Raw genomic sequence first — 21,529 nt, 5'->3', positions numbered from 1 at the left:
ATAAAGTCAGCCTTAAGATGACAATGTTCTTATTAAATTTTGGTAATCTTCTTTAATTTCGTGGCTTTCATCACGTAGTGATTTAACCTTACGACACGCATGCAATACAGTTGTATGATCGCGGCCACCAAAGGCGTCTCCAATCTCAGGTAAACTGTGATTGGTTAACTCTTTAGATAATGCCATAGCAACTTGCCGAGGCCTTGCTATAGAGCGACTACGGCGTTTAGACAGCAGATCAGAAATACGAATTCTGTAATACTCTGCCACAGTGCGCTGTATGTTATCTATGGTAACTAGCTTATCTTGTAAGGCAAGTAAATCGCGTAGCGCTTCTTTTACAAAGTCGATAGATATAGGACGACCGGTAAAGTTAGCATTGGCAATAACACGATTAAGCGCACCTTCTAGTTCGCGTACATTAGATCGTAATTTTTTAGCAATAAAAAAGGCGACTTCGTGCGGTAAATTAATTTTACTCTGCTGCGCTTTTTTCATCAATATAGCAACGCGTGTTTCAAGCTCAGGAGGCTCAATTGCAATAGTTAAACCCCAACCAAAACGCGATTTAAGTCTGTCTTCAACGCCTTCTATCTCTTTTGGATAACGGTCAGAGGTTAAAATTATTTGCTGATTGCCTTCTAATAACGCATTAAAGGTATGAAAAAACTCTTCTTGTGAGCGCTCTTTGTTAGCAAAAAATTGAATGTCATCAATCATTAGCGCATCAACACTACGATAGTAACGCTTAAATTCTTCAATCGCGTTATTTTGCAGTGCTTTTACCATATCTTGTACAAAGCGCTCTGAATGCATATAAACTATTTTTGCATCTGGCTTATTAGCCAAAATACCATTACCTACAGCATGCAATAAATGCGTTTTACCTAAACCTGTACCACCGTATATAAATACAGGGTTAAAAGCGGCACCTGGATTATCTGCAACTTGTGTTGCTGCTGCTTTTGCTAACTGGTTTGATTTACCTTCAACAAAACTGTCAAAGGTATAATTTTCTTTTATATTCGATTTATATTCAGATTTTGGCGCTGGCTCTACAACAGGTTTTGGTTGTCGTGATTGTTGTTTGGCTTGTGTAGTTGGCGCCGATTGCGTTCCAGCAACAGATACAGGCTGTGCATTTAATAAAGGCTTACTGCCTACATCAAAACGTAGCTCTGGAGCTTCAACACCACAAATCTCTACTAATAATTCATTAATTCTATTTAGGTATTTTTCTCTTACCCAATCTAGTACAAAGCGATTAGGTGCATAAATCGTCAAGGTATCTTCGGTACTTTCTGCTTGTAGTGGTCGCACCCACATACTGAACTGCTGCGAAGGCAATTCATCTTGCAATACATATAAACAACTTTGCCAAACCGACAGATACACAGTCAAACTCCCAGAGATATAATTTTTATTCCCGCACATCATTAATGATTAAAAATCACCTCTGTAATGCGTTTAAATGGCCCAATAAGCGACCCAAGACCGGCTATTATGAAGACACTTTATCCACAAGTAAAAGACTGATTTTTATAAAATTGTTGATATCACGGTATAAAACACTTAACACAATGATTTAATACAAGTTTAATTTTAAAGCCTGAGCATAGATCATAACAAAATTAGCTCTGGATCGCGAAACAAATCTGCGATCTAATTTAGTTTTCCCCTGCTTTTATTCACTTTTTATACAGGGGCTGTGGAAAACTTCTTATTAATGATGATCCTAATAGATCACTCTTTATGATCTACATTAAATAGCTGGTATACTCTAAGGGTAGTGCGTAATTATGATTGACTTTAATACACTTCATCTATAATATCTCGCGCTCGCAATGGCACCTGTGCCAGGATCGCGACCTGCATAGGATGTTTTAACTTTAACCGATCGGAAGAGATTGTTATGAAAAGAACTTTTCAACCAAGCGTTTTAAAACGCAAACGTGCTCACGGTTTCCGTGCTCGCATGGCAACTGTAAATGGCCGTAAAGTATTAGCTCGTCGCCGCGCTAAAGGCCGTAAAGTTCTTTCTGCTTAATTTATAAGTGGAAGACTTTAACTTTGGCAGGGAGTTACGTCTGTTAACTCCCTCGCATTACTCTCGCATATTTAATGAACCCGCCCGGGCTGCAACTCCTTTCTTTACTCTTTTAGCTAAACCTAATGACCAAGATCAACCTCGGTTAGGACTTACTGTTGCTAAAAAACGAGTTAAAAAGGCATGTCAACGTAACCGTATTAAACGTTTAGCTCGCGAATGCTTTCGTTTAAATAAACACAACATCGACAATATAGATATTGTGCTTATGGTTAAAAGTGGTATTGATGAGCAGTCTAATGAAGAATTAACCAAACAACTGACCAAGTTGTGGCGTAAAATTAATGAGCGCTGCAAACCGGGTGCGCCCAAACCACCACCTTTTAAAAAGCGCCCTAATAAATCAGTTAAATCAAATAAACAGACCTAATAGCAATAGAATTACAGGGTTAATTAAGGTATCTTTAGCTCACCTTTTAATCATGCATTTGAAATCTCATATTGAGTCTTTAAATACATGGTATCTATTTACTAAACTTACGTAGGAGCATATATATCATGAGGTTACTTAAACCACTTGTTGCTTTGCCAACGTATTGTTTAGTTTTATTTATCCGCGGTTATCAAAAGTGGATTAGCCCGCTATTAGGTCCGCATTGTCGTTTTAATCCAACGTGCTCTAGTTACGCTATTCAAGCAATTAATTTGCATGGATCAGTAAAAGGCAGTTGGTTAGCAGTTAAACGCATATTAAAATGCCATCCTTTACATTCAGGTGGGAACGACCCCGTTCCTGAAAAATTAACCCATATTAACCACCAACACGAGAAATAAGAGCTGTTATGGAATCGCAACGCACGTTTTTATTCATTGGCCTGATGCTGGTGTCGTTTTTATTATTTCAAGAATGGAATACTGATTACAACACGCCAAAAGCCGATCCGAGTGCCACCACACAAACATTAAACCCAACATCATCAGAATCAGAAGATTATGTACCAACTTCATCTGACTCTGCGTTACCTGCCTCAGCAACTTTAGCAAAACGCTCTGTAATTGAAATTACAACAGATGTTTTCAAAGTTAAAATTGATACCCGAGGCGGTGATATTGTTGAAACTTACTTACTTCAATATGAAGAAACTAAAGGCAGTGAAACACCTTATATGCTGCTTGGTGAGTTTGATGGTAAACAATACTTTTCACAAAGTGGTTTAATTGGCTTAAATGGTCCTGATGCTTCTGCACAAGGTCGCCCAACTTACCACGTAGAGCAAAAGTCATACACTTTAACGGGTGATGAGCTTAGAGTGCCGCTACAGTTTACTGATAGTAATGGTGTTAACTTTACAAAAACCTATGTATTCAAAAAAGGTCAATATGATGTTGCTTTAGAATACACAATTAACAACACCACTAGCACGCCACTTCAAGTACAGCTTTACACACAAGTTAAGCGCACTGTACAAGACAAAGGCAGCATGGTTGATCAAAACTATTTAGGTGCAGCATACGGTACTGATGATGACCCGTACGAAAAGTACAGTTTTTCAGATATGGCTGACAAAAACCTAAATAAAATTACACTTGGTGGCTATGTTGCGTTTATTCAACATTACTTTGTAAGTGCTTGGGTTCCAATGCAGGATCAGTCAAATACACTTTATAGTTTAATTACTAAGAGTAATGCTGCCATCATTGGTGTTAAAGACGAAGCGGTTAATATTCAAGCTGGTAGTGAGCAAACACTTACTGCGACTTATTATATGGGCCCTAAAGAGTCTGATGTACTTGAAGCTATTCACCCAGATTTAGATTTAACCGTAGATTACGGTTGGTTATGGTTTATCTCACAACCTTTATTTGTATTGTTAAAGTGGTTACACAGTATTTTAGGTAACTGGGGTGTGGCTATTATTGCCATTACTATTATCGTTAAGTCGTTAATGTACCCACTGACTAAAGCGCAATATACTTCAATGGCTAAAATGCGTGCCCTTCAGCCTAAAATGGCAGCGCTTAAAGAAAAATTTGGTGACGACCGTCAAAAATTCGGCCAAGCCACAATGGAAATGTACAAAAAAGAAAAAGTGAACCCTATGGGTGGCTGTTTCCCTATTTTGCTACAAATGCCTATTTTCTTAGCCTTGTTCTACGTGTTCTTAGAATCAACAGAACTTCGCCACGCTGAATTTATTTTTTGGCTAACTGACCTTTCTGCGAAAGACCCATACTACGTGTTACCAATCTTATTTGGCGCCAGTATGTTTATTACGCAAAAATTACAGCCTATGACGGTTACCGATCCAATGCAGCAAAAAATGATGACCTTTATGCCGGTTATCTTCTCTGTGTTCTTCTTATGGTTCCCATCTGGTTTAGTTCTTTACTGGTTAGTGTCTAACCTTATTTCTATTGTCCAGATGCTCATCATCTACCGCGGCATGGAAAAGAAAGGTATTAAAGTAAGAGGCTAATTAAGCTCCTACTTATATAAAGGCGACTTCGGTCGCCTTTTTTATTACCTGTTTTTCACCACAGCTATTCGCTACAAATAAATCCATAGGTTACAATACCGCCATAAAGTTACTCATTGTTGGCAAATTAATAGCATGATCAATCAAGACACAATTGCAGCACAAGCAACAGCCCCCGGACGTGGTGGTGTTGGTATTATTCGCGTTTCAGGCAGCCTTGCTAAAAGTGTTGCCGAAAAAGTAGTAGGTAAAATACCTAAAGTTCGCTACGCCGATTATGTGCCATTTAAAAGCCTTGCTGGCGAGCAACTTGATCAAGGTATTGCCATTTACTTTGCCGGCCCTAACTCATTCACTGGTGAAGATGTACTTGAACTACAAGGCCACGGCGGTCCTGTAGTACTGGATATGTTACTTAAAGAAATTAGTAAAATAGAGGGCGTTCGTTTAGCAAAGCCTGGGGAGTTTTCTGAACGTGCATTTATGAATGACAAGCTTGATTTAACACAAGCAGAAGCCATCGCCGATTTAATTAATGCAACCTCAGAGCAAGCCGCTAAAAGTGCCCTACAGTCTCTTCAAGGTGAATTTTCTAAGCACATAGAAACACTTGTAGAAAAAGTAATTCACTTGCGTATGTACGTAGAAGCCGCAATTGATTTTCCCGATGAAGAAATCGATTTTTTATCTGACGGTAAAGTTTCTGGCGATTTAGATGCCATTATTGCCCAGCTCAATACGGTAACCGATCAAGCTAAGCAAGGCAGCATAATGCGCGAAGGTATGCGGGTTGTTATTGCCGGTCGCCCTAATGCGGGTAAATCAAGCTTATTAAATGCCCTTGCTGGGCGCGAAGCCGCTATTGTAACCGAAATTGCCGGCACTACACGTGACGTACTACGTGAACATATACATATAGATGGCATGCCACTGCATATTATAGACACAGCAGGTCTGCGTGAAAGCCCTGATTTAGTAGAACAAATAGGTATTGAGCGCGCATGGGATGAAATAAACCAAGCTGACCGAGTGCTGTTTATGCTTGATGGAACCGACACTATTGATACTGATCCCCATAAAATTTGGCCAGAATTTATGGCTAAATTACCCGTTGGATTAGGGGTTACAGTGATTAGAAATAAAGCCGATTTATCGGGCGATGTTGTTGGTATGGAGCAAAATCAGCAATACCCGGTCATCAGTTTAAGTGCTAAAAATGCCGATGGTATTGAGCTGGTTCGCGAGCATTTAAAAGCCTGTATTGGTTTTGATGGTGCAACAGAAGGCGGCTTTATGGCACGTCGCCGCCACCTTGATGCGCTTGAGCATGCAGCGTACCACTTAGATACAGGTAAAGCTCAGTTAGAAATGCATATAGCGGGCGAAATACTCGCCGAAGAATTGCGTTTAACCCAGCAATATCTAAACGAAATTACCGGTGAATTCACCTCAGATGACCTACTTGGAAAAATATTTAGCTCGTTTTGTATTGGTAAATAAGTTGCCAAATATATTTTAAAGAGCCCTAGAGGCTCTTTTTTATTGTCAAAATCCCCTGCTTTCACTACATACTTCCTCCCTAAAAACAGCTTTATTGCGCTAATATTAATGCCTGATAAGAGCTGGCCAGTCTTTATTTGTTAGAGTAATGTCGTTATTAACTAAAAATAATGCCACTTTAATAGCTATAAAACGGCTAATTTATAGCATTAATGCAGTCTGTTTTTTACAAAACAGACTGCTATTTTAACTGCAGTGGATCAATTTTACGGTGGCTATTATGGTAATACTTCCTATTAAAATAGCCTTAATTAAGCTTAAGAGCTGCAATATATGTTTATAATTCATTCAATATAGGAGCCTATTTTAGGCTTTTATTGACTCTAAATTACGCATATTTATAAAATTGAGTAGAGCAACACAACACCAAGTAAGCGTGAATTATATTTTTGGTCGGCCAAGTTAGCTAAAATTAATGATGATCTGCGCTGAAAAAATAAATAATCTCAGATCAGTTATCCACAATTAGCCTTTATTACCTTTTATAGAGACTTAAATTTCCGTATTTAACTAAGTAAATATCCTAGATCCGCCATTAAAACTAACTATTTACTGTTAATTGACTCATTTAATAAAAAGATCAGCTTTATTTGATCTCATTTAAATTTATTTTATGATCTAAATAGCACTTATCAACAGGCATTCTATCCACATTATGATCAGGGTATATATTATTGCTTAATAAGCTCTATTTAAGCATTTTCATATTCTTTAAATCAATAACTTAGCGATCAATCATAAATAAAAAAGTGGCTTTAAACAGAGCTTCCCCCACTGTTATCAACAACTTTATCAGAAGATTACATTTAAAGATTATTTGTTAAACCCTATTTAATCAACAACTTGAGTCGTTATAAGTAACCAAGGCTAAAATTACAGCTAAAATAGTTATACAAAAAAGCACTCTTAACTTTACTGTTATACAAACTCAGTTATTATGAGCGGTAATTAAAAGCTATGTGATCACAAAAATTAATGAGTGCAGTAAATATTATTATTGGCAGCCAAATGGGATCCGCTGAATATGTTGCAGAACAATTAGCTGATCAACTTAATGCTCAAGGTATTAGTACGCAACTACATGAACAACCTGTATTTAACGATATAGATCAGCAAAATACTATTTGGTTAATATGTACATCCACTTATGGTGCAGGGGATTACCCTGAAAATCTGATTAGCTTTATTGACGATTTAATACAAGCTGATGATTTATCTAATATAAAATACTCAGTCATTGGTTTAGGCGATACCAGTTACGATACTTATAACCTTGCTGGGCGCAATATAGATGAGTTATTAGCACAAAAAGGTGCACTTAGAGTAGCCGAACGCTTAGAGCTTAATATTCTTGATGAAGCGCTACCAGAGGATACTGCACTGGCCTGGCTTGACTCTTGGCTAGCTAAAACAGGCTTAAATTAATAGATCAAGCTAAAAAACAAAATTAAAGTTACCCACAATTTACTAATAATTTAATAGTTTTTGTGGATAAACACTGATTAAACTGCATTTATAGCTATGCTTATCCATTGGATAAGATCCGGTTGATATTGCCCTGTGCATAAAGTGCCTTTTTGATCAGAGCTTATTCGCTGGATGATCCGATCATGTTCACAACTTTAGATCTGATCTAATCGCATGTTTTAAATAAAGATCTAAACCTTATCAACAGAAAAGTGCTTCAGTAGTAGTAATAGTAATAAAAGATCTCTTTAAAAGATCCTTTATATTATTAGAGATCACACACTTAGATCTTGACCGCTGTTAATCATTTATCTTCGGCTAAATTCTAGGTAGAATACGCTCCCTTTTGAAGTTTACTGGTTTGATTTAAGTAGGATCCCATTAATGATTTTTCACGAAAATTTTGACGTTATCGTAGTAGGTGGTGGACATGCTGGCACTGAAGCCGCATTGGCAGCCGCACGTATGGGGATGAATACCCTGCTGCTAACTCACAATATGGATACCCTTGGTCAAATGTCATGTAACCCAGCAATTGGTGGCATTGGCAAAGGTCACTTAGTTAAAGAAATTGACGCTCTAGGTGGTGCAATGGCACAGGCCATTGACAAAGGCGGGATCCAATTTCGCACACTTAATTCTTCAAAAGGCCCAGCCGTTCGTGCAACCCGAGCACAGGCTGATCGCGCTTTGTACAAAGCGGCAATTCAAACAACATTGCAAAACCAAGATAACTTAAAGATTTTTCAACAATCGTGTGATGATCTTATTGTTGAAAACGATCGTGTTACTGGTGTGGTTACCCAAATGGGTTTACGTTTTAGTGCTCCAAGTGTTGTGCTAACCGTAGGTACTTTTTTAGGTGGCCAAATACATATAGGTTTAGAAAACTTTAAAGGTGGTCGTGCAGGCGATCCTCCTTCAATTGCATTGGCTGATCGTTTACGTGAATTACCTTTTAGAGTGGATCGTTTAAAAACCGGTACTCCACCACGTATTGATGCCCGTACTGTTGATTTTAGTAAAATGCAAGAACAAGCAGGTGATACGCCTATACCGGTATTTTCATTTATGGGTAAACCAAGTGATCACCCACAACAAATACCGTGTTACATCACCTTTACTAATGAAAAGACCCATGATGTTATTCGTAAAAACTTACATCGCTCGCCAATGTATGGTGGTGTTATTGAAGGCATAGGCCCGCGCTACTGCCCTTCTATTGAAGATAAAATTGTTCGTTTTGCTGATAAAGATAAACATCAAATTTTTGTTGAGCCAGAAGGTTTAACATCATATGAGTTATACCCAAATGGTATTTCGACCAGTTTACCGTTTGATGTGCAAATTGAAATTGTGCAATCTATTACTGGCTTTGAAAATGCTCATATTTGTCGTCCTGGTTATGCTATTGAATATGACTTTTTTGATCCGCGCGATTTAAAACGTTCATTAGAAACTAAATTTATTGATGGCTTATTTTTTGCGGGCCAAATAAATGGTACTACCGGTTATGAAGAAGCAGGTGCTCAAGGTTTAATTGCAGGTATGAATGCTGCTTTAAAAGTTCAGGGTAAAGAGTCTTGGACTCCACGTCGTGACGAAGCTTATGTGGGTGTACTTATTGACGACTTAACTACTTTGGGAACGAAAGAACCTTATCGTATGTTTACTAGCCGTGCTGAATACCGTTTATTATTACGTGAAGATAATGCCGATATTCGTTTAACTGAAAAAGGCCGCGAATTAGGCTTAGTGAATGATGAGCGTTGGCAGGCATATAACGAAAAAATGGAAGTGATCGCTAAAGAGAAACAGCGTATTAAAGATACCTGGATCCACAAAGATCATACAATGATAGATCAAGTTAATGCATTGCTAAAAACGCCATTAACGCGTGAAGCTAGTTTAGAGGAATTATTACGTCGTCCTGAAATTCGTTATAACGATCTAATGGCAATTGACGGCTTAGGATCTGAATTTACTAATCAAGCCGCGCTTGAACAAGTTGAGATCCATACAAAGTACGCAGGTTATATTGTGCGCCAGCAAGATGAGATCAATAAACAGTTACGCCATGAGCAAACAATTTTACCAAAAGAGTTTGATTATAAAACCGTATCGGGTTTATCAAATGAGGTTGTTGCTAAGCTGATTGATGCTCGTCCAGACACTATTGGTCAAGCTTCGCGTATTTCTGGTATCACCCCAGCGGCGATTTCGTTATTATTGGTGTATCTGAAGAAGCAAGGCTTGTTACGCAAATCTGCATAACGGCGAGGGTACCTAGTGTTACAGCAACAATTAACTACATTGTTAGCGCAAACTAATATTGCGCTAACCGAAAAACAACAGCAACAGCTGGTTCGTTACGTTGAGTTATTAACTAAGTGGAACAAAGCTTATAATTTAACCTCAGTACGCTTACCTGAAGAAATGATGGTTAAGCACATAATGGACAGCTTAGTTGTTGCACCTCATTTACCCGGTCATCATTATATTGATGTAGGAACTGGCCCTGGCTTACCTGGTATTGTATTAGCAATTGCATTACCTAACACTCATTTTGTGTTACTTGATAGTTTAGGTAAACGTGTACGTTTTTTAATGCATGTTAAACATGAGCTAGGACTTGATAACGTCACTCCGGTGCAGTCAAGAGTTGAAGAATATCAGCCAAGTGTTAAATTAGATGGTGTACTCAGTCGCGCATTTGCTTCATTGCAAGATATGGTTGACTGGTGTGGACACTTAATTGATCATTCAGGAAAATTTATTGCCCTTAAAGGTGTGTTCCCTAGCGAAGAGCTAGAGTCATTACCGACTGGCGTTAAGTTTGAGCAAAAAATTGCATTAGAAGTACCTAATTTAGATGCACAACGACATTTAATTATTCTTTCTAAAGACTAGGGATCAGAGACACTGTGGCAAAAGTCATCGCATTAGCAAATCAAAAAGGTGGTGTAGGTAAAACTACAACCGCTGTTAACCTCGCTGCATCTATGGCTGCAACAAAACGAAAAGTGTTGTTAATTGATCTCGATCCGCAAGGTAATGCCACTATGGGGAGTGGCGTAGATAAGTATGGCGACGTGCCAACTATTTACGATTTGCTGATAGAAAACAAGCCAATTGAAGAGGTTATAATTAAAGAAACCTCTGGTGAATATCATATGATTGCTGCAAATGGTGATGTAACCGCTGCAGAAGTAAAATTAATGGAATTATTTGCCCGCGAAGTACGTTTGCGTAATGCGCTGGAAAAAATTCAAGACCAATATGAATTCATTTTTATCGACTGCCCTCCTTCTTTAAATATGTTAACAGTAAATGCCATGGCTGCAGCCGACTCTATTTTAGTCCCTATGCAATGTGAATATTATGCGTTAGAAGGTTTAACCGCATTAATGGACACCATTACGCAACTTGCCAAGTTAGTTAATCCTAAGCTACAAATTGAAGGCATACTTCGTACTATGTACGATCCGCGTAATCGATTAGCTAATGATGTATCAGAACAATTAAAACAACATTTTGGCGATAAAGTTTACCGCACAGTGATCCCGCGTAATGTTCGCTTAGCCGAGGCACCAAGTTTTGGTGCACCAGCGATGTATTATGACCGGGCATCAAGTGGTGCTAAAGCATATTTAGCACTGGCTGGTGAAATGTTACGCAGAAAAGAAAAAACAACGCCAGTTGTCGCCTAACTTTGAGGTAAAAAAATAATATGTCTGCTAAAAAAAGAGGTTTAGGCCGAGGACTCGATGCGCTGTTAAGTTCATCAAAACCTGCACCAACAAGTAGCAATGAGCAAAATTCGTCAAATACAACTGACATTATGCACAATGTAACGCAATCTCAACAAAGCGAATTACAAAAATTACCGATCGAATTTTTACACTCGGGTAAATATCAACCGCGTAAAGATATGTCGGAAGAAGCATTAGAAGAGTTAGCTAGTTCAATTCGTGCGCAAGGCATTATTCAGCCAATTGTAGTGCGCCCTATTGCTCAAAATAGCTATGAAATTATTGCCGGTGAACGTCGTTGGCGTGCAGCGCAAATTGCTAAGCTTGATACTGTACCTTGTATTATTAAAGATGTACCCGATGAAGCTGCGGTTGCTATTGCTTTAATAGAAAATATTCAGCGTGAAGATTTAAATGCCATGGAAGAAGCGGTTGCTTTAAACCGTTTACTAAATGAGTTTGAATTAACGCATCAACAAGTAGCCGATGCCGTTGGTAAATCTCGTACTACAGTGACTAATTTATTGCGTTTAAATAATTTAAATAATGACGTAAAAACATTGTTAGAACACGGCGATATTGAAATGGGCCACGCTCGTTGTTTATTAGCGCTTGAGGGAGATACGCAATCTGATGCGGCGCGTTTAGCTGTGGCTAAAGCACTTACAGTGCGAGAAACCGAAAAGCTTGTACGTTCAATTTTAGAGCCTGTAGCCGCTAAAGAAGCAACAGAAAAAGATCCAGATGTTAAACAGTTAGAGCAACAACTCGCTGAAAACATAGGTGCCAAAGTAGAAATAAACTATAACAAAAAAGGCAAAGGTAAGTTGGTTATTTCTTACACAAACCTTGATGAATTAGATGGCATTTTAAACCGTATCAACCAAGACTATTCCCAGCATTAATAAATAACATGTCTAAAATGAGACAATTGTCGTTATTTTACACCACAATACAGCTACTCAAGTTGCAAAACTGGCAGGATTAAGTATAATTTCGCCAGTTTTCATACCCTGACAATTAGAACGCCATTAAGGTTAACTAAACGTGACGAATAAGTTAGCAAGACCGTATAGGCTTGCCGCATTGAAATTAATTCTTCTGCAGGGAGTAGTAGCGTTAGTTACTACAGTAATTATTTTTTTAGGTTGGGGAATAAATGCCGGGCTATCAGCATTTGCTGGAGGCACCGTAGCAGTACTCCCCCACTTAGTATTTGCCCTCTACGCATTCAGATATATGGGTGCGAGTAAAGCAAATCAAGCGTATGCCTCGTTAAAACGCGGCAACGGACTAAAATTTATGCTAACAATCATATTGTTCGCGCTAATACTAAAGCTTTACCCGGTAGTGTTACTGCCTTTTTTTAGTGCTTATGTGTTGGTGTTGTTTACTGGATTGTTTGCACCCGTTTTTTTTAAACATTAACTTTGGGATATAACATGGCTGCAGAAGAAGTTACTCTATCTAGCCATATTCAGCACCACTTGACCAATGCGAAGATGTGTTCGACCGATGCCGGTTTAGCCTTCAATAAAGCATGTGCGGATAGTGGATTCTGGACATGGCATGTGGATACCCTCGCATGGTCTATCGGATTAGGTCTAATATTTTTATGGATCTTCCGTAGTGCCGCAAAAAAATCAACACTTGGTGTACCAGGAAAATTTCAGTGTTTTATTGAAATTATCGTTGAGTTCGTTGGCGACAACGTACGCGATACCTTCCACGGTAAAAGTAAGCTTATTGCGCCATTAGCCCTAACGATATTCGTTTGGGTGTTCTTAATGAACTTAATGGACTTAATCCCGGTTGACTTTTTACCATCATTTGCAGGTTTCGTTGGTGAAACAGCATTCGGTATGGACTCACACGACGTGTACATGAAAATTGTACCGACTACCGATATTAATATGACCTCTGCACTTGCGCTGGGTGTATTTATTTTAATGGTTGGTTTTGCAATAAAAATCAAAGGCATTGGCGGCTTTATTAAAGAACTAACGCTTCACCCGTTTAGCTCTAATAACGTGTTTGTGCAAATTTTATTGATTCCTTTCAACTTGTTACTTGAGCTTATCGCATTGGTTTCTAAGCCATTTTCGTTAGCACTACGTTTATTTGGTAACTTGTATGCAGGTGAATTGATTTTCATCTTGATTGGCGCAATTGGTTTTATGCAGTTACCACTGCACTTTGTATGGGCAGTATTCCATATCTTAGTTATTACACTGCAAGCATTCTTATTTATGATGCTGACCATTGTTTACCTAAGCATGGCAAGTTCAGATAATCACTAATTTATAATCTTTACCTTTAATATTTAACTTTAATTACAATTGAAACTTTGGAGAAAAAAATGGAACTAGTATTAGGTCTTAAGTACATCGCAGTAGCTTTACTAATTGGCTTCGGTGCAATCGGTACAGCAGTTGGTTTTGGTAACATGGGCGGTAAATTCCTTGAAGCATGTGCGCGTCAACCTGAGCTTGCACCTTCGCTACAAGTTAAAATGTTTATCCTTGCTGGTCTAATCGATGCTGTAGCAATGATTGGTGTTGGTATCGCTATGGTATTGTTGTTCGTACTTTAATTTTATTTTTTGAACAGCTTACTATTTAAGGAGGAGCGGTTGTGAATTTAAACGCCACTCTTATCGGTGAATTGATTGCGTTTACGGTGTTCGTACTTTTTTGTATGAAGTTCGTATGGCCACCACTAAACGGTGCAATTGAAGCTCGCCAGAAAAAAATCGAAGATGGTTTAGCTGCCTCTGATAGAGCCGAAAAAGACTTAGAACTAGCGCAAAAGAAAGCTGCAGAACAGCTTAAAGATGCCAAAGTTCAAGCGGCTGATATCATAGACCAAGCTAAAAAGCGTGCTGTGCTAATTGTTGACGAAGAGACAGTTCGTGGTCAACAAGAGCGTGAAAAAATCATTGCTCAAGGGCACTCTGAAATTGAATCAGAGCGTAACCGTGTGACAGAAGAGCTACGTAAGCAAGTAGCAACTCTGGCAGTGGTTGGCGCACAGAGAATTTTAGAGCGTGAAATTAATCAAGCTGCACATAGTGACATCGTTGAAAAACTTGTCGCTGAGCTGTAACTAGGAGGGTATGAGCATGTCTGAATTGACTACTATCGCTCGCCCATACGCTAAAGCGGCTTTTGAACTTGCCGTTGAAAAAGGCACTATTGAAAGTTGGAACGAGATGTTATTTTTTGCTGGCCACGTTGCTAGCAATGAAAAAGCATCTGCGCTTCTAGCGGGTATGCCTACTGCTACTACACAAGCTGAATTATTTATTCAAATTTGTGCTGAGCAGCTCAACGAACAAGGTCAGAACCTAGTTAAGGTGATGGCTGAAAATGGACGTTTGATCGCACTACCAGCAGTTGCACAGTTATTTGCTAAATTTAAAGCAGAATACGACAAAGAAATCGACGTTGATGTGATTTCGGCAACCCCTCTTGTTGCAGCGCAACAAGAGTCATTGGTAGCGGCACTTGAAAAACGTTTCGCACGCAAAGTTAAGCTGAATTGTAGTGAAGACGCAGCAGTAGTTGGAGGCCTTATTATTAAGGCGGGTGACACTGTAATCGACGGCTCTATTCGCGGTAAATTAAACCGCTTAGCCACAACACTACAATCGTAATTGGGAAAAAGAGCATGCAACTTAATTCCACTGAAATTTCAGATCTGATCAAACAACGTATTGAGCAGTTCGAAGTTGTAAGTGAAGCTCGTAACGAAGGTACTATTGTATCTGTTACAGACGGTATCATCCGCATCCACGGTCTAGCTGACTGTATGCAAGGTGAGATGATTGAGCTTCCAGGCAACCGTTATGCTATCGCACTAAACCTTGAGCGCGACTCAATTGGTGCAGTAGTAATGGGTCCGTACGCGGATCTTACTGAAGGCGTAAAAGTATATACAACTGGTCGTATTTTAGAAGTGCCTGTTGGTCCTGGTCTACTTGGTCGTGTTGTTAACACACTAGGTGCTCCGATCGATGGTAAAGGCGCGCTAGATAATGACGGGTTTGAACCTGTAGAAAAAATTGCACCAGGTGTAATCGAGCGTAAATCTGTAGATGAGCCAGTACAAACTGGTTATAAATCTATCGATGCGATGATTCCAGTTGGTCGTGGTCAACGTGAACTTATCATTGGTGACCGCCAAACAGGTAAAACTGCACTAGCAATCGATGCAATCATCAATCAAAAAGGCACAGGCGTTAAGTGTGTGTACGTTGCGATTGGTCAAAAAGCATCTACTATTGCTAACGTAGTTCGCAAATTAGAAGAGCACGGTGCATTAGCAAATACTATCGTAGTTGTTGCATCTGCTTCTGAATCAGCGGCACTTCAGTACTTAGCACCGTTCGCGGGCTGTACTATGGGTGAATACTTCCGTGACCGCGGTGAAAACGCTTTAATCGTATATGATGATTTGTCTAAGCAAGCAGTTGCTTATCGTCAAATTTCATTACTACTTAAGCGCCCACCAGGTCGTGAAGCATACCCAGGTGACGTATTCTATCTTCACTCTCGTCTTTTAGAACGTGCTTCGCGTGTAAACGCTGAATACGTTGAAAAGTTCACTAATGGTGAAGTGAAAGGTACAACTGGTTCATTGACGGCATTGCCAATCATTGAAACTCAAGGCGGCGACGTTTCTGCGTTCGTACCGACTAACGTTATCTCTATCACCGATGGTCAAATCTTCTTAGAAACTGACCTATTCAACTCAGGTATCCGTCCGGCAGTAAACGCTGGTATTTCGGTATCGCGTGTTGGTGGTGCTGCACAAACTAAAATCGTTAAGAAACTAGGTGGCGGTATTCGTCTAGCCCTAGCTCAGTACCGTGAATTAGCTGCGTTCTCGCAGTTCGCGTCTGACCTTGATGATGCAACTCGTGCTCAACTTGAGCATGGTGAGCGTGTAACAGAGCTAATGAAGCAGAAACAGTACGCGCCAATGTCTGTTGCTGAAATGTCTTTGTCGTTATTTGCTGCTGAAAAAGGTTTCCTTCAAGATATCGAGATCGCTAAGATCATGGATTTTGAAGCGGCTTTACTTTCGTATGCAAATAGCACATACGCAGAGCTTGTGGCTCAAATCAATGAAACTGGTAACTACAACGCCGAGATCGAAGCGCAACTTAAAGAACTTCTAACGAAGTTCAAGTCTACGCAAACTTGGTAATATAGTTATTAATGGTGCGCTTTAGGAAACTAAAGCACACCTTGATTCGGAGAGAGAGTCATGGCCAGCGGAAAAGAGATTAAAAGCAAGATCGGTAGTATTAAAAATACTCAAAAGATCACTAGCGCAATGGAAATGGTTGCTGCGTCTAAAATGAAAAGGGCGCAAGAACGCGTTGCTACAAGCCGTCCATACGCTGCAAAATTACGCACAGTGATTGGTCGTGTTGCTCAGGCAAATCTTGATTTTACCCACCCTTTTTTAGAAGAGCGTGAAGTAAAACGAGTTGGTTATATTGTTATCTCTACAGACCGTGGTCTGTGTGGCGGTTTAAACTCAAATGAGTTTAAAAAAGTTGCACTAGATATTAAAGCATGGAAAGAAAAAGGTGTAAGCGCAGAGTTTGCAACTTTAGGCAGTAAAGCTGCTGGTTTCTTCCAACGCTTTGGTGGTCAAGTCCTTGCTAAAAAAGCAGGCTTAGGAGATAAACCTTCAATTCAGGATATAATTGGTCCTGTAAAAGTAATGCTTGATGCATTCTCTGAAGGTAAAATTGACCGTTTATTCTTGGTATACAACAAGTTTGTAAATACCATGAAGCAAGAGCCAACAGTAGATCAGTTACTCCCTTTGCCAAAAGCTGAAGAAGAAGTATCTGCCCACACATGGGATTACTTGTATGAGCCAAACCCAGACGCTATTTTAGAAGCGTTGTTAGTACGGTTTGTTGAGTCTCAAGTATACCAAGGTGTAGTTGAAAATGCTGCATCTGAGCAGGCTGCCCGCATGGTTGCAATGAAAGCTGCAACAGACAATGCCGGCGACCTTATGGATGAGTTACAGCTTATTTATAACAAAGCTCGCCAAGCAGCAATCACACAAGAAATTAGTGAGATTTGTTCTGGTTCAGCAGCAGTTTAATGCTTCAGGCAAAGATTAACGAGAGGAATAGACATGAGTTTAGGTAAGGTCGTCCAAATTATCGGTGCCGTTGTGGATATTGAATTTCCACAAAACAACGTGCCAGCCGTATATGACGCGCTAAGAGTAACAGATGGCGATTTAACTGGGTTGACTCTAGAAGTTCAACAACAGTTAGGTGGCGGTGTGGTACGTACTATCGCTATGGGTACTACAGACGGTTTGCGTCGTGGTGCTTCGGTAATGAATACAGGTGAGTCGATTCAAGTTCCAGTTGGTAAAGCAACACTTGGTCGTATCATGAACGTACTTGGTGAGCCAATCGATGAAGCTGGCCCAATCGGCGAAGAAGACCGTATGTCTATTCACCGTGCAGCGCCTACTTACGAAGAGCAATCAAGTTCAGTTGAGCTTTTAGAAACTGGTATCAAGGTTATCGACCTTGTATGTCCATTCGCTAAAGGTGGTAAAGTTGGTTTATTCGGTGGTGCCGGTGTTGGTAAAACCGTAAACATGATGGAACTTATCCGTAACATCGCAATCGAGCACAGCGGCTACTCAGTATTCGCCGGTGTTGGTGAGCGTACACGTGAAGGTAACGATTTCTACCATGAGATGAACGATTCAAACGTACTTGATAAAGTATCGCTTGTATACGGTCAGATGAACGAGCCTCCAGGTAACCGTTTACGCGTAGCGTTAACAGGTCTTACTATGGCTGAAAAGTTCCGTGACGAAGGTCGCGATGTACTTTTCTTCGTAGATAACATCTACCGTTACACACTTGCTGGTACAGAAGTATCTGCACTTCTTGGTCGTATGCCATCAGCGGTAGGCTACCAGCCTACACTTGCTGAAGAAATGGGTGTATTACAAGAGCGTATTGCTTCTACTAAGACGGGTTCAATCACTTCAATCCAAGCGGTATACGTACCTGCGGATGATTTAACGGATCCATCTCCAGCAACTACCTTTGCTCACTTAGACGCAACTGTAGTACTTTCGCGTGATATCGCGTCACTTGGTATCTACCCAGCGGTAGACCCACTTGATTCATCTTCACGTCAACTTGACCCACAAGTAATTGGTCAAGAGCACTACGATACAGCACGTGGCGTTCAAACAGTTCTTCAGCGTTATAAAGAACTTAAAGACATCATTGCAATCCTAGGTATGGACGAGCTTTCTGACGAAGATAAGCAACTTGTATCTCGTGCACGTAAAATCCAACGTTTCCTATCTCAGCCATTCTTCGTGGCAGAGGTGTTTACAGGCGCGTCTGGTAAATACGTATCACTAAAAGATACAATTTCTGGCTTTAAAGGCATCTTAAACGGTGAATTTGATGACATGCCAGAGCAAGCGTTCTACATGGTTGGCTCTATCGAAGAAGCTCAAGAAAAAGCCAAAAGCATGTAACTTAGGAGGGGAGTATGGCAGCTATGACTGTACATCTTGATGTAGTAAGCGCAGAGCAGAGTTTGTTCTCTGGCCGTGTTGAATCGATTCAAGTTACTGGTAGTGAAGGTGAGTTAGGCGTTAATGCTGGTCACGCTCCACTACTTACTGCCCTTAAACCTGGTATGGTACGTTTAGTTAAGCAATTTGGTGAAGAAGAGTTCATCTACATTGCTGGCGGTACATTAGAAGTACAACCTAATCTAGTGACTGTTCTTGCTGATACAGCTGTTCGTGGTGAAGACCTTGACGAGCAAGCTGCAGAAGCTGCTAAACGTGACGCTGAAGCTCAAATGGCGAAAGGTGCATCTGCTGAACTTGATTATAATCAAGCCGCAGTGCAACTAGCTGAAGCAATTGCTCAGCTACGCATTATTCAGCAATTACGTAAAAAGTAAGCCTATCTGGTTTTTAAAAGCCCACATAACGTGGGCTTTTTTGTGCCTGTAATATAAATCAGCAATGTTATAAAAATTATAAATTTACTTTTTGTGCTCACTATTTATCCCTTGTTACTTATATCCATCACTAATCCCCGTTACAATAACGCCATTGAAGTGTCTGAGTGTTTCAGCCAAGATTCAGTAGTCAGTAATTAAGCTACTGAGTATTTGCACATGATGTGATTTACATAATCTACTGTGCACCAGTACGCGCTTATTTAGCTAAAACAACGAAAAAAGGAAATTGTTTTAATGTCTCTAACAACGGTTATTCTTGCAGCGGGTAAAGGTACTCGCATGCGCTCAGCGCTACCTAAAGTTCTTCATAAAGTGGCTGGCAAACCTATGGTGCAGCACGTTATTGATAACGCAAAAGCACTAGGTGCAACTACTACTAACTTAGTTTACGGTCATGGTGGCGAACTATTACAACAACAACTGGCCAACAACAACGTAAATTGGGTACTCCAAGCTGAGCAGTTAGGTACGGGTCATGCAGTAGCGCAAGCCAACTCTCATGTTAATGACGATGATACAGTGCTGATTTTATACGGTGACGTGCCTTTAACTAAGCAATCAACGCTTGAACGTTTATTAGCTGCGACACCTAAACATGGTTTAGCGGTATTAACCGTAAATTTAGCCAATCCAAATGGTTACGGACGTATGCTACGTGTTGATGGCAAGTTAGTGGGTATTGTTGAGCAAAAAGATGCCAGCCCAGAGCAATTACTTATTAGCGAAGTAAATACCGGTATTATGGCCGTTAATGGTCGATTGCTAAAAAGCTGGTTAGGCAACTTATCTAACAATAATGCACAAGGCGAATATTACCTAACCGACATAGTGGCAATGGCGCATAGCGAAGGTGTCGAAATTACATCAGCTCAGCCAGATCACCCAATGGAAGTAGAAGGCGCTAATAATCGTATACAACTAGCTGGTCTTGAACGTGCGTACCAAGCATGGCAAGCACAAGAATTAATGCTTAATGGGGCAACACTTGCCGATCCTGCCCGTATAGATGTTCGCGGAACAGTCACCACCGGTGAAGATGTACTAATAGATATAAACGTGATTTTTGAAGGCAAAGTGACTATAGGTCATAACGTGGAAATTGGACCAAACTGTGTGCTCAAAAACTGCAGCATTGGCGATAACGTTATAATAAAAGCTAATACACTCATAGAAGATGCAACAGTTGCTGCTAAATGTACGCTTGGTCCCTATGCCCGCCTTCGTCCAGGTGCCATTATGGAAGAAGACTCACATGTTGGTAACTTCGTCGAAATGAAAAAAACCCGTTTAGGTAAAGGCTCTAAAGCTAATCACTTAAGTTACCTAGGTGATGCTGAAATTGGCGAAAAGGTTAATATTGGCGCGGGTACTATTACCTGTAACTATGACGGCGTTAATAAAGCAAAAACCATTATTGGCAACAATGCCTTTATTGGTTCTAACTCATCGCTTGTTGCACCCGTAAATATTGGTGCAATGGCAACAATTGGTGCAGGCTCTGTTATTACGAATACAGTAGCAGATGAGCAACTAGCTATTGCTCGAGGCAAACAGCGTAATTTAGATGGCTGGAAACGCCCAGTTAAAAAATAACGACTTATATTTAGTTAAAAAGTATAAGTAGATAGAAGCGAGTTATTAACTCGCTTTTTTATTGTCTGAACGATATGAGCCCCCTACTCTACATCAGATATTTAACTGAGTATTTTGCTAAACCTTAAAAGGTGCAAAGTACCGGCTCTTAATTTATTTAGAGCTACTCAGTAAAGTACTATAACTAAGCCGCATTTAATTATTTAAACATAACATTTAAACTAAACAACCTACCTTCTACCTAGCGTAACTATAACTTCCCTATTACTGCCATTTATTTGGTGCTTTTTTAAGCTTAAACTTCATTGCAAGCCTTTGTTTGTATGCCTTTTATACAATATTCATTTAATTGTCATAAAGCGGAAATAAAGTGTTGACCCTCACTCGTTTATCCCTATAATGCGACCCCACTGAGAAGGGAAACGCCGATGCATAGCAAGGCAGCAACTACTCAGAGAGTTAAATAAAACTTCGGTTTTAAATTGTCGAAAGAAAGTTTAAAACTAAGTGTTGACTCGAAAAATAAAGGATGTATTATACGCATCCCTTGAGACGCTAAAGCGACTCAAAACGTTCTTTAAC

21 protein-coding genes are annotated in these 21,529 nt (G+C 39.9%); 20 read left to right on the top strand and 1 reads right to left on the bottom strand.

Going from position 1 to position 21,529, the window contains the following annotated elements:
- Positions 1-12 precede the first annotated feature (12 nt).
- On the bottom strand, positions 13-1,395 hold the full coding sequence (gene dnaA / locus I6F41_RS15960) for a chromosomal replication initiator protein DnaA (RefSeq protein ID WP_041454303.1): 1,383 nt from the start codon (positions 1,393-1,395) through the stop codon (positions 13-15).
- Between the two features lie 517 nt (positions 1,396-1,912).
- Here dnaA and rpmH point away from each other — a divergent pair.
- The 20 genes from rpmH (at position 1,913) to glmU (ending at position 20,947) form a co-directional block, all read left to right on the top strand.
- A complete protein-coding gene (rpmH, locus tag I6F41_RS15955; protein ID WP_004335215.1) occupies positions 1,913-2,047 on the top strand; it encodes a 50S ribosomal protein L34 in 135 nt (44 codons plus the stop codon).
- A 7-nt stretch (positions 2,048-2,054) separates the two neighbouring features.
- Positions 2,055-2,477, top strand: a complete 423-nt coding sequence (gene rnpA, locus I6F41_RS15950) for a ribonuclease P protein component (RefSeq protein WP_011329643.1) — start codon at positions 2,055-2,057, stop codon at positions 2,475-2,477.
- Positions 2,478-2,605: 128 nt separating this feature from the next.
- A complete protein-coding gene (gene yidD / locus I6F41_RS15945) occupies positions 2,606-2,881 on the top strand; it encodes a membrane protein insertion efficiency factor YidD (protein ID WP_011329641.1) in 276 nt (91 codons plus the stop codon).
- An 8-nt stretch (positions 2,882-2,889) separates the two neighbouring features.
- The gene (yidC, locus tag I6F41_RS15940; RefSeq protein WP_011329640.1) at positions 2,890-4,524 is read left to right on the top strand and encodes a membrane protein insertase YidC; all 1,635 of its coding nucleotides are present in this window, start codon (positions 2,890-2,892) and stop codon (positions 4,522-4,524) included.
- 135 nt (positions 4,525-4,659) lie between these two features.
- Positions 4,660-6,024: a tRNA uridine-5-carboxymethylaminomethyl(34) synthesis GTPase MnmE gene (gene mnmE / locus I6F41_RS15935; RefSeq protein WP_086996465.1), complete on the top strand. Its 1,365-nt coding sequence runs from the start codon at positions 4,660-4,662 to the stop codon at positions 6,022-6,024.
- A 1,035-nt stretch (positions 6,025-7,059) separates the two neighbouring features.
- Positions 7,060-7,509: an FMN-binding protein MioC gene (gene mioC, locus I6F41_RS15930; RefSeq protein WP_182684426.1), complete on the top strand. Its 450-nt coding sequence runs from the start codon at positions 7,060-7,062 to the stop codon at positions 7,507-7,509.
- A 426-nt stretch (positions 7,510-7,935) separates the two neighbouring features.
- A complete protein-coding gene (gene mnmG / locus I6F41_RS15925) occupies positions 7,936-9,825 on the top strand; it encodes a tRNA uridine-5-carboxymethylaminomethyl(34) synthesis enzyme MnmG (protein WP_011329637.1) in 1,890 nt (629 codons plus the stop codon).
- Positions 9,826-9,840: 15 nt separating this feature from the next.
- The gene (gene rsmG / locus I6F41_RS15920; RefSeq protein WP_011329636.1) at positions 9,841-10,461 is read left to right on the top strand and encodes a 16S rRNA (guanine(527)-N(7))-methyltransferase RsmG; all 621 of its coding nucleotides are present in this window, start codon (positions 9,841-9,843) and stop codon (positions 10,459-10,461) included.
- 14 nt (positions 10,462-10,475) lie between these two features.
- Positions 10,476-11,261 carry a ParA family protein gene (locus I6F41_RS15915; protein WP_011329635.1) on the top strand — a complete coding sequence of 262 codons (786 nt, stop codon included), beginning with the start codon at positions 10,476-10,478 and terminating at the stop codon, positions 11,259-11,261.
- 20 nt (positions 11,262-11,281) lie between these two features.
- Positions 11,282-12,208: a ParB/RepB/Spo0J family partition protein gene (locus I6F41_RS15910; protein WP_086996472.1), complete on the top strand. Its 927-nt coding sequence runs from the start codon at positions 11,282-11,284 to the stop codon at positions 12,206-12,208.
- A 142-nt stretch (positions 12,209-12,350) separates the two neighbouring features.
- Positions 12,351-12,731, top strand: coding sequence for an ATP synthase subunit I (locus I6F41_RS15905; protein ID WP_011329633.1), 381 nt, complete (start codon positions 12,351-12,353; stop codon positions 12,729-12,731).
- 14 nt (positions 12,732-12,745) lie between these two features.
- Positions 12,746-13,603 carry a F0F1 ATP synthase subunit A gene (gene atpB / locus I6F41_RS15900; RefSeq protein WP_011329632.1) on the top strand — a complete coding sequence of 286 codons (858 nt, stop codon included), beginning with the start codon at positions 12,746-12,748 and terminating at the stop codon, positions 13,601-13,603.
- 59 nt (positions 13,604-13,662) lie between these two features.
- The gene (gene atpE / locus I6F41_RS15895; protein WP_011329631.1) at positions 13,663-13,896 is read left to right on the top strand and encodes a F0F1 ATP synthase subunit C; all 234 of its coding nucleotides are present in this window, start codon (positions 13,663-13,665) and stop codon (positions 13,894-13,896) included.
- 41 nt (positions 13,897-13,937) lie between these two features.
- Entirely contained in the window at positions 13,938-14,408 is a 471-nt protein-coding gene (gene atpF / locus I6F41_RS15890; protein ID WP_011329630.1) for a F0F1 ATP synthase subunit B, read from the top strand.
- Between the two features lie 16 nt (positions 14,409-14,424).
- A complete protein-coding gene (gene atpH / locus I6F41_RS15885; RefSeq protein ID WP_011329629.1) occupies positions 14,425-14,958 on the top strand; it encodes a F0F1 ATP synthase subunit delta in 534 nt (177 codons plus the stop codon).
- A 14-nt stretch (positions 14,959-14,972) separates the two neighbouring features.
- Positions 14,973-16,514, top strand: coding sequence for a F0F1 ATP synthase subunit alpha (gene atpA, locus I6F41_RS15880; protein WP_011329628.1), 1,542 nt, complete (start codon positions 14,973-14,975; stop codon positions 16,512-16,514).
- 60 nt (positions 16,515-16,574) lie between these two features.
- Complete coding sequence (gene atpG, locus I6F41_RS15875; RefSeq protein ID WP_011329627.1) at positions 16,575-17,435, top strand: F0F1 ATP synthase subunit gamma; 861 nt, start codon at positions 16,575-16,577, stop codon at positions 17,433-17,435.
- 33 nt (positions 17,436-17,468) lie between these two features.
- Positions 17,469-18,854, top strand: coding sequence for a F0F1 ATP synthase subunit beta (gene atpD, locus I6F41_RS15870; protein ID WP_011329626.1), 1,386 nt, complete (start codon positions 17,469-17,471; stop codon positions 18,852-18,854).
- Between the two features lie 14 nt (positions 18,855-18,868).
- Complete coding sequence (locus I6F41_RS15865) at positions 18,869-19,291, top strand: F0F1 ATP synthase subunit epsilon (protein WP_011329625.1); 423 nt, start codon at positions 18,869-18,871, stop codon at positions 19,289-19,291.
- Positions 19,292-19,588: 297 nt separating this feature from the next.
- Positions 19,589-20,947 carry a bifunctional UDP-N-acetylglucosamine diphosphorylase/glucosamine-1-phosphate N-acetyltransferase GlmU gene (glmU, locus tag I6F41_RS15860; protein ID WP_086996480.1) on the top strand — a complete coding sequence of 453 codons (1,359 nt, stop codon included), beginning with the start codon at positions 19,589-19,591 and terminating at the stop codon, positions 20,945-20,947.
- The last annotated feature ends 582 nt before the right edge of the window (positions 20,948-21,529 follow it).

Origin of the sequence: Pseudoalteromonas sp. SCQQ13, assembly GCF_015864415.1 — a bacterium.
In the GTDB taxonomy this organism is placed as follows: Bacteria; Pseudomonadota; Gammaproteobacteria; order Enterobacterales; family Alteromonadaceae; genus Pseudoalteromonas; species Pseudoalteromonas nigrifaciens.
The sequence above is the reverse complement of the archived record's forward strand: the minus strand, read 5'-3'. Positions and strand labels throughout refer to the sequence as shown.

What these genes read in the sequence shown, in the direction of transcription:
- rpmH (WP_004335215.1), top strand. Translation starts at nt 1,913, where the DNA reads ATGAAAAGAACTTTTCAACCAAGCGTTTTAAAACGCAAACGTGCTCAC.
- yidD (WP_011329641.1), top strand. Translation starts at nt 2,606, where the DNA reads ATGAGGTTACTTAAACCACTTGTTGCTTTGCCAACGTATTGTTTAGTT.
- yidC (WP_011329640.1), top strand. Translation starts at nt 2,890, where the DNA reads ATGGAATCGCAACGCACGTTTTTATTCATTGGCCTGATGCTGGTGTCG.
- mnmE (WP_086996465.1), top strand. Translation starts at nt 4,660, where the DNA reads ATGATCAATCAAGACACAATTGCAGCACAAGCAACAGCCCCCGGACGT.
- mioC (WP_182684426.1), top strand. Translation starts at nt 7,060, where the DNA reads ATGAGTGCAGTAAATATTATTATTGGCAGCCAAATGGGATCCGCTGAA.
- mnmG (WP_011329637.1), top strand. Translation starts at nt 7,936, where the DNA reads ATGATTTTTCACGAAAATTTTGACGTTATCGTAGTAGGTGGTGGACAT.
- I6F41_RS15910 (WP_086996472.1), top strand. Translation starts at nt 11,282, where the DNA reads ATGTCTGCTAAAAAAAGAGGTTTAGGCCGAGGACTCGATGCGCTGTTA.
- atpB (WP_011329632.1), top strand. Translation starts at nt 12,746, where the DNA reads ATGGCTGCAGAAGAAGTTACTCTATCTAGCCATATTCAGCACCACTTG.
- atpE (WP_011329631.1), top strand. Translation starts at nt 13,663, where the DNA reads ATGGAACTAGTATTAGGTCTTAAGTACATCGCAGTAGCTTTACTAATT.
- atpH (WP_011329629.1), top strand. Translation starts at nt 14,425, where the DNA reads ATGTCTGAATTGACTACTATCGCTCGCCCATACGCTAAAGCGGCTTTT.
- atpA (WP_011329628.1), top strand. Translation starts at nt 14,973, where the DNA reads ATGCAACTTAATTCCACTGAAATTTCAGATCTGATCAAACAACGTATT.
- atpG (WP_011329627.1), top strand. Translation starts at nt 16,575, where the DNA reads ATGGCCAGCGGAAAAGAGATTAAAAGCAAGATCGGTAGTATTAAAAAT.
- atpD (WP_011329626.1), top strand. Translation starts at nt 17,469, where the DNA reads ATGAGTTTAGGTAAGGTCGTCCAAATTATCGGTGCCGTTGTGGATATT.
- I6F41_RS15865 (WP_011329625.1), top strand. Translation starts at nt 18,869, where the DNA reads ATGGCAGCTATGACTGTACATCTTGATGTAGTAAGCGCAGAGCAGAGT.
- glmU (WP_086996480.1), top strand. Translation starts at nt 19,589, where the DNA reads ATGTCTCTAACAACGGTTATTCTTGCAGCGGGTAAAGGTACTCGCATG.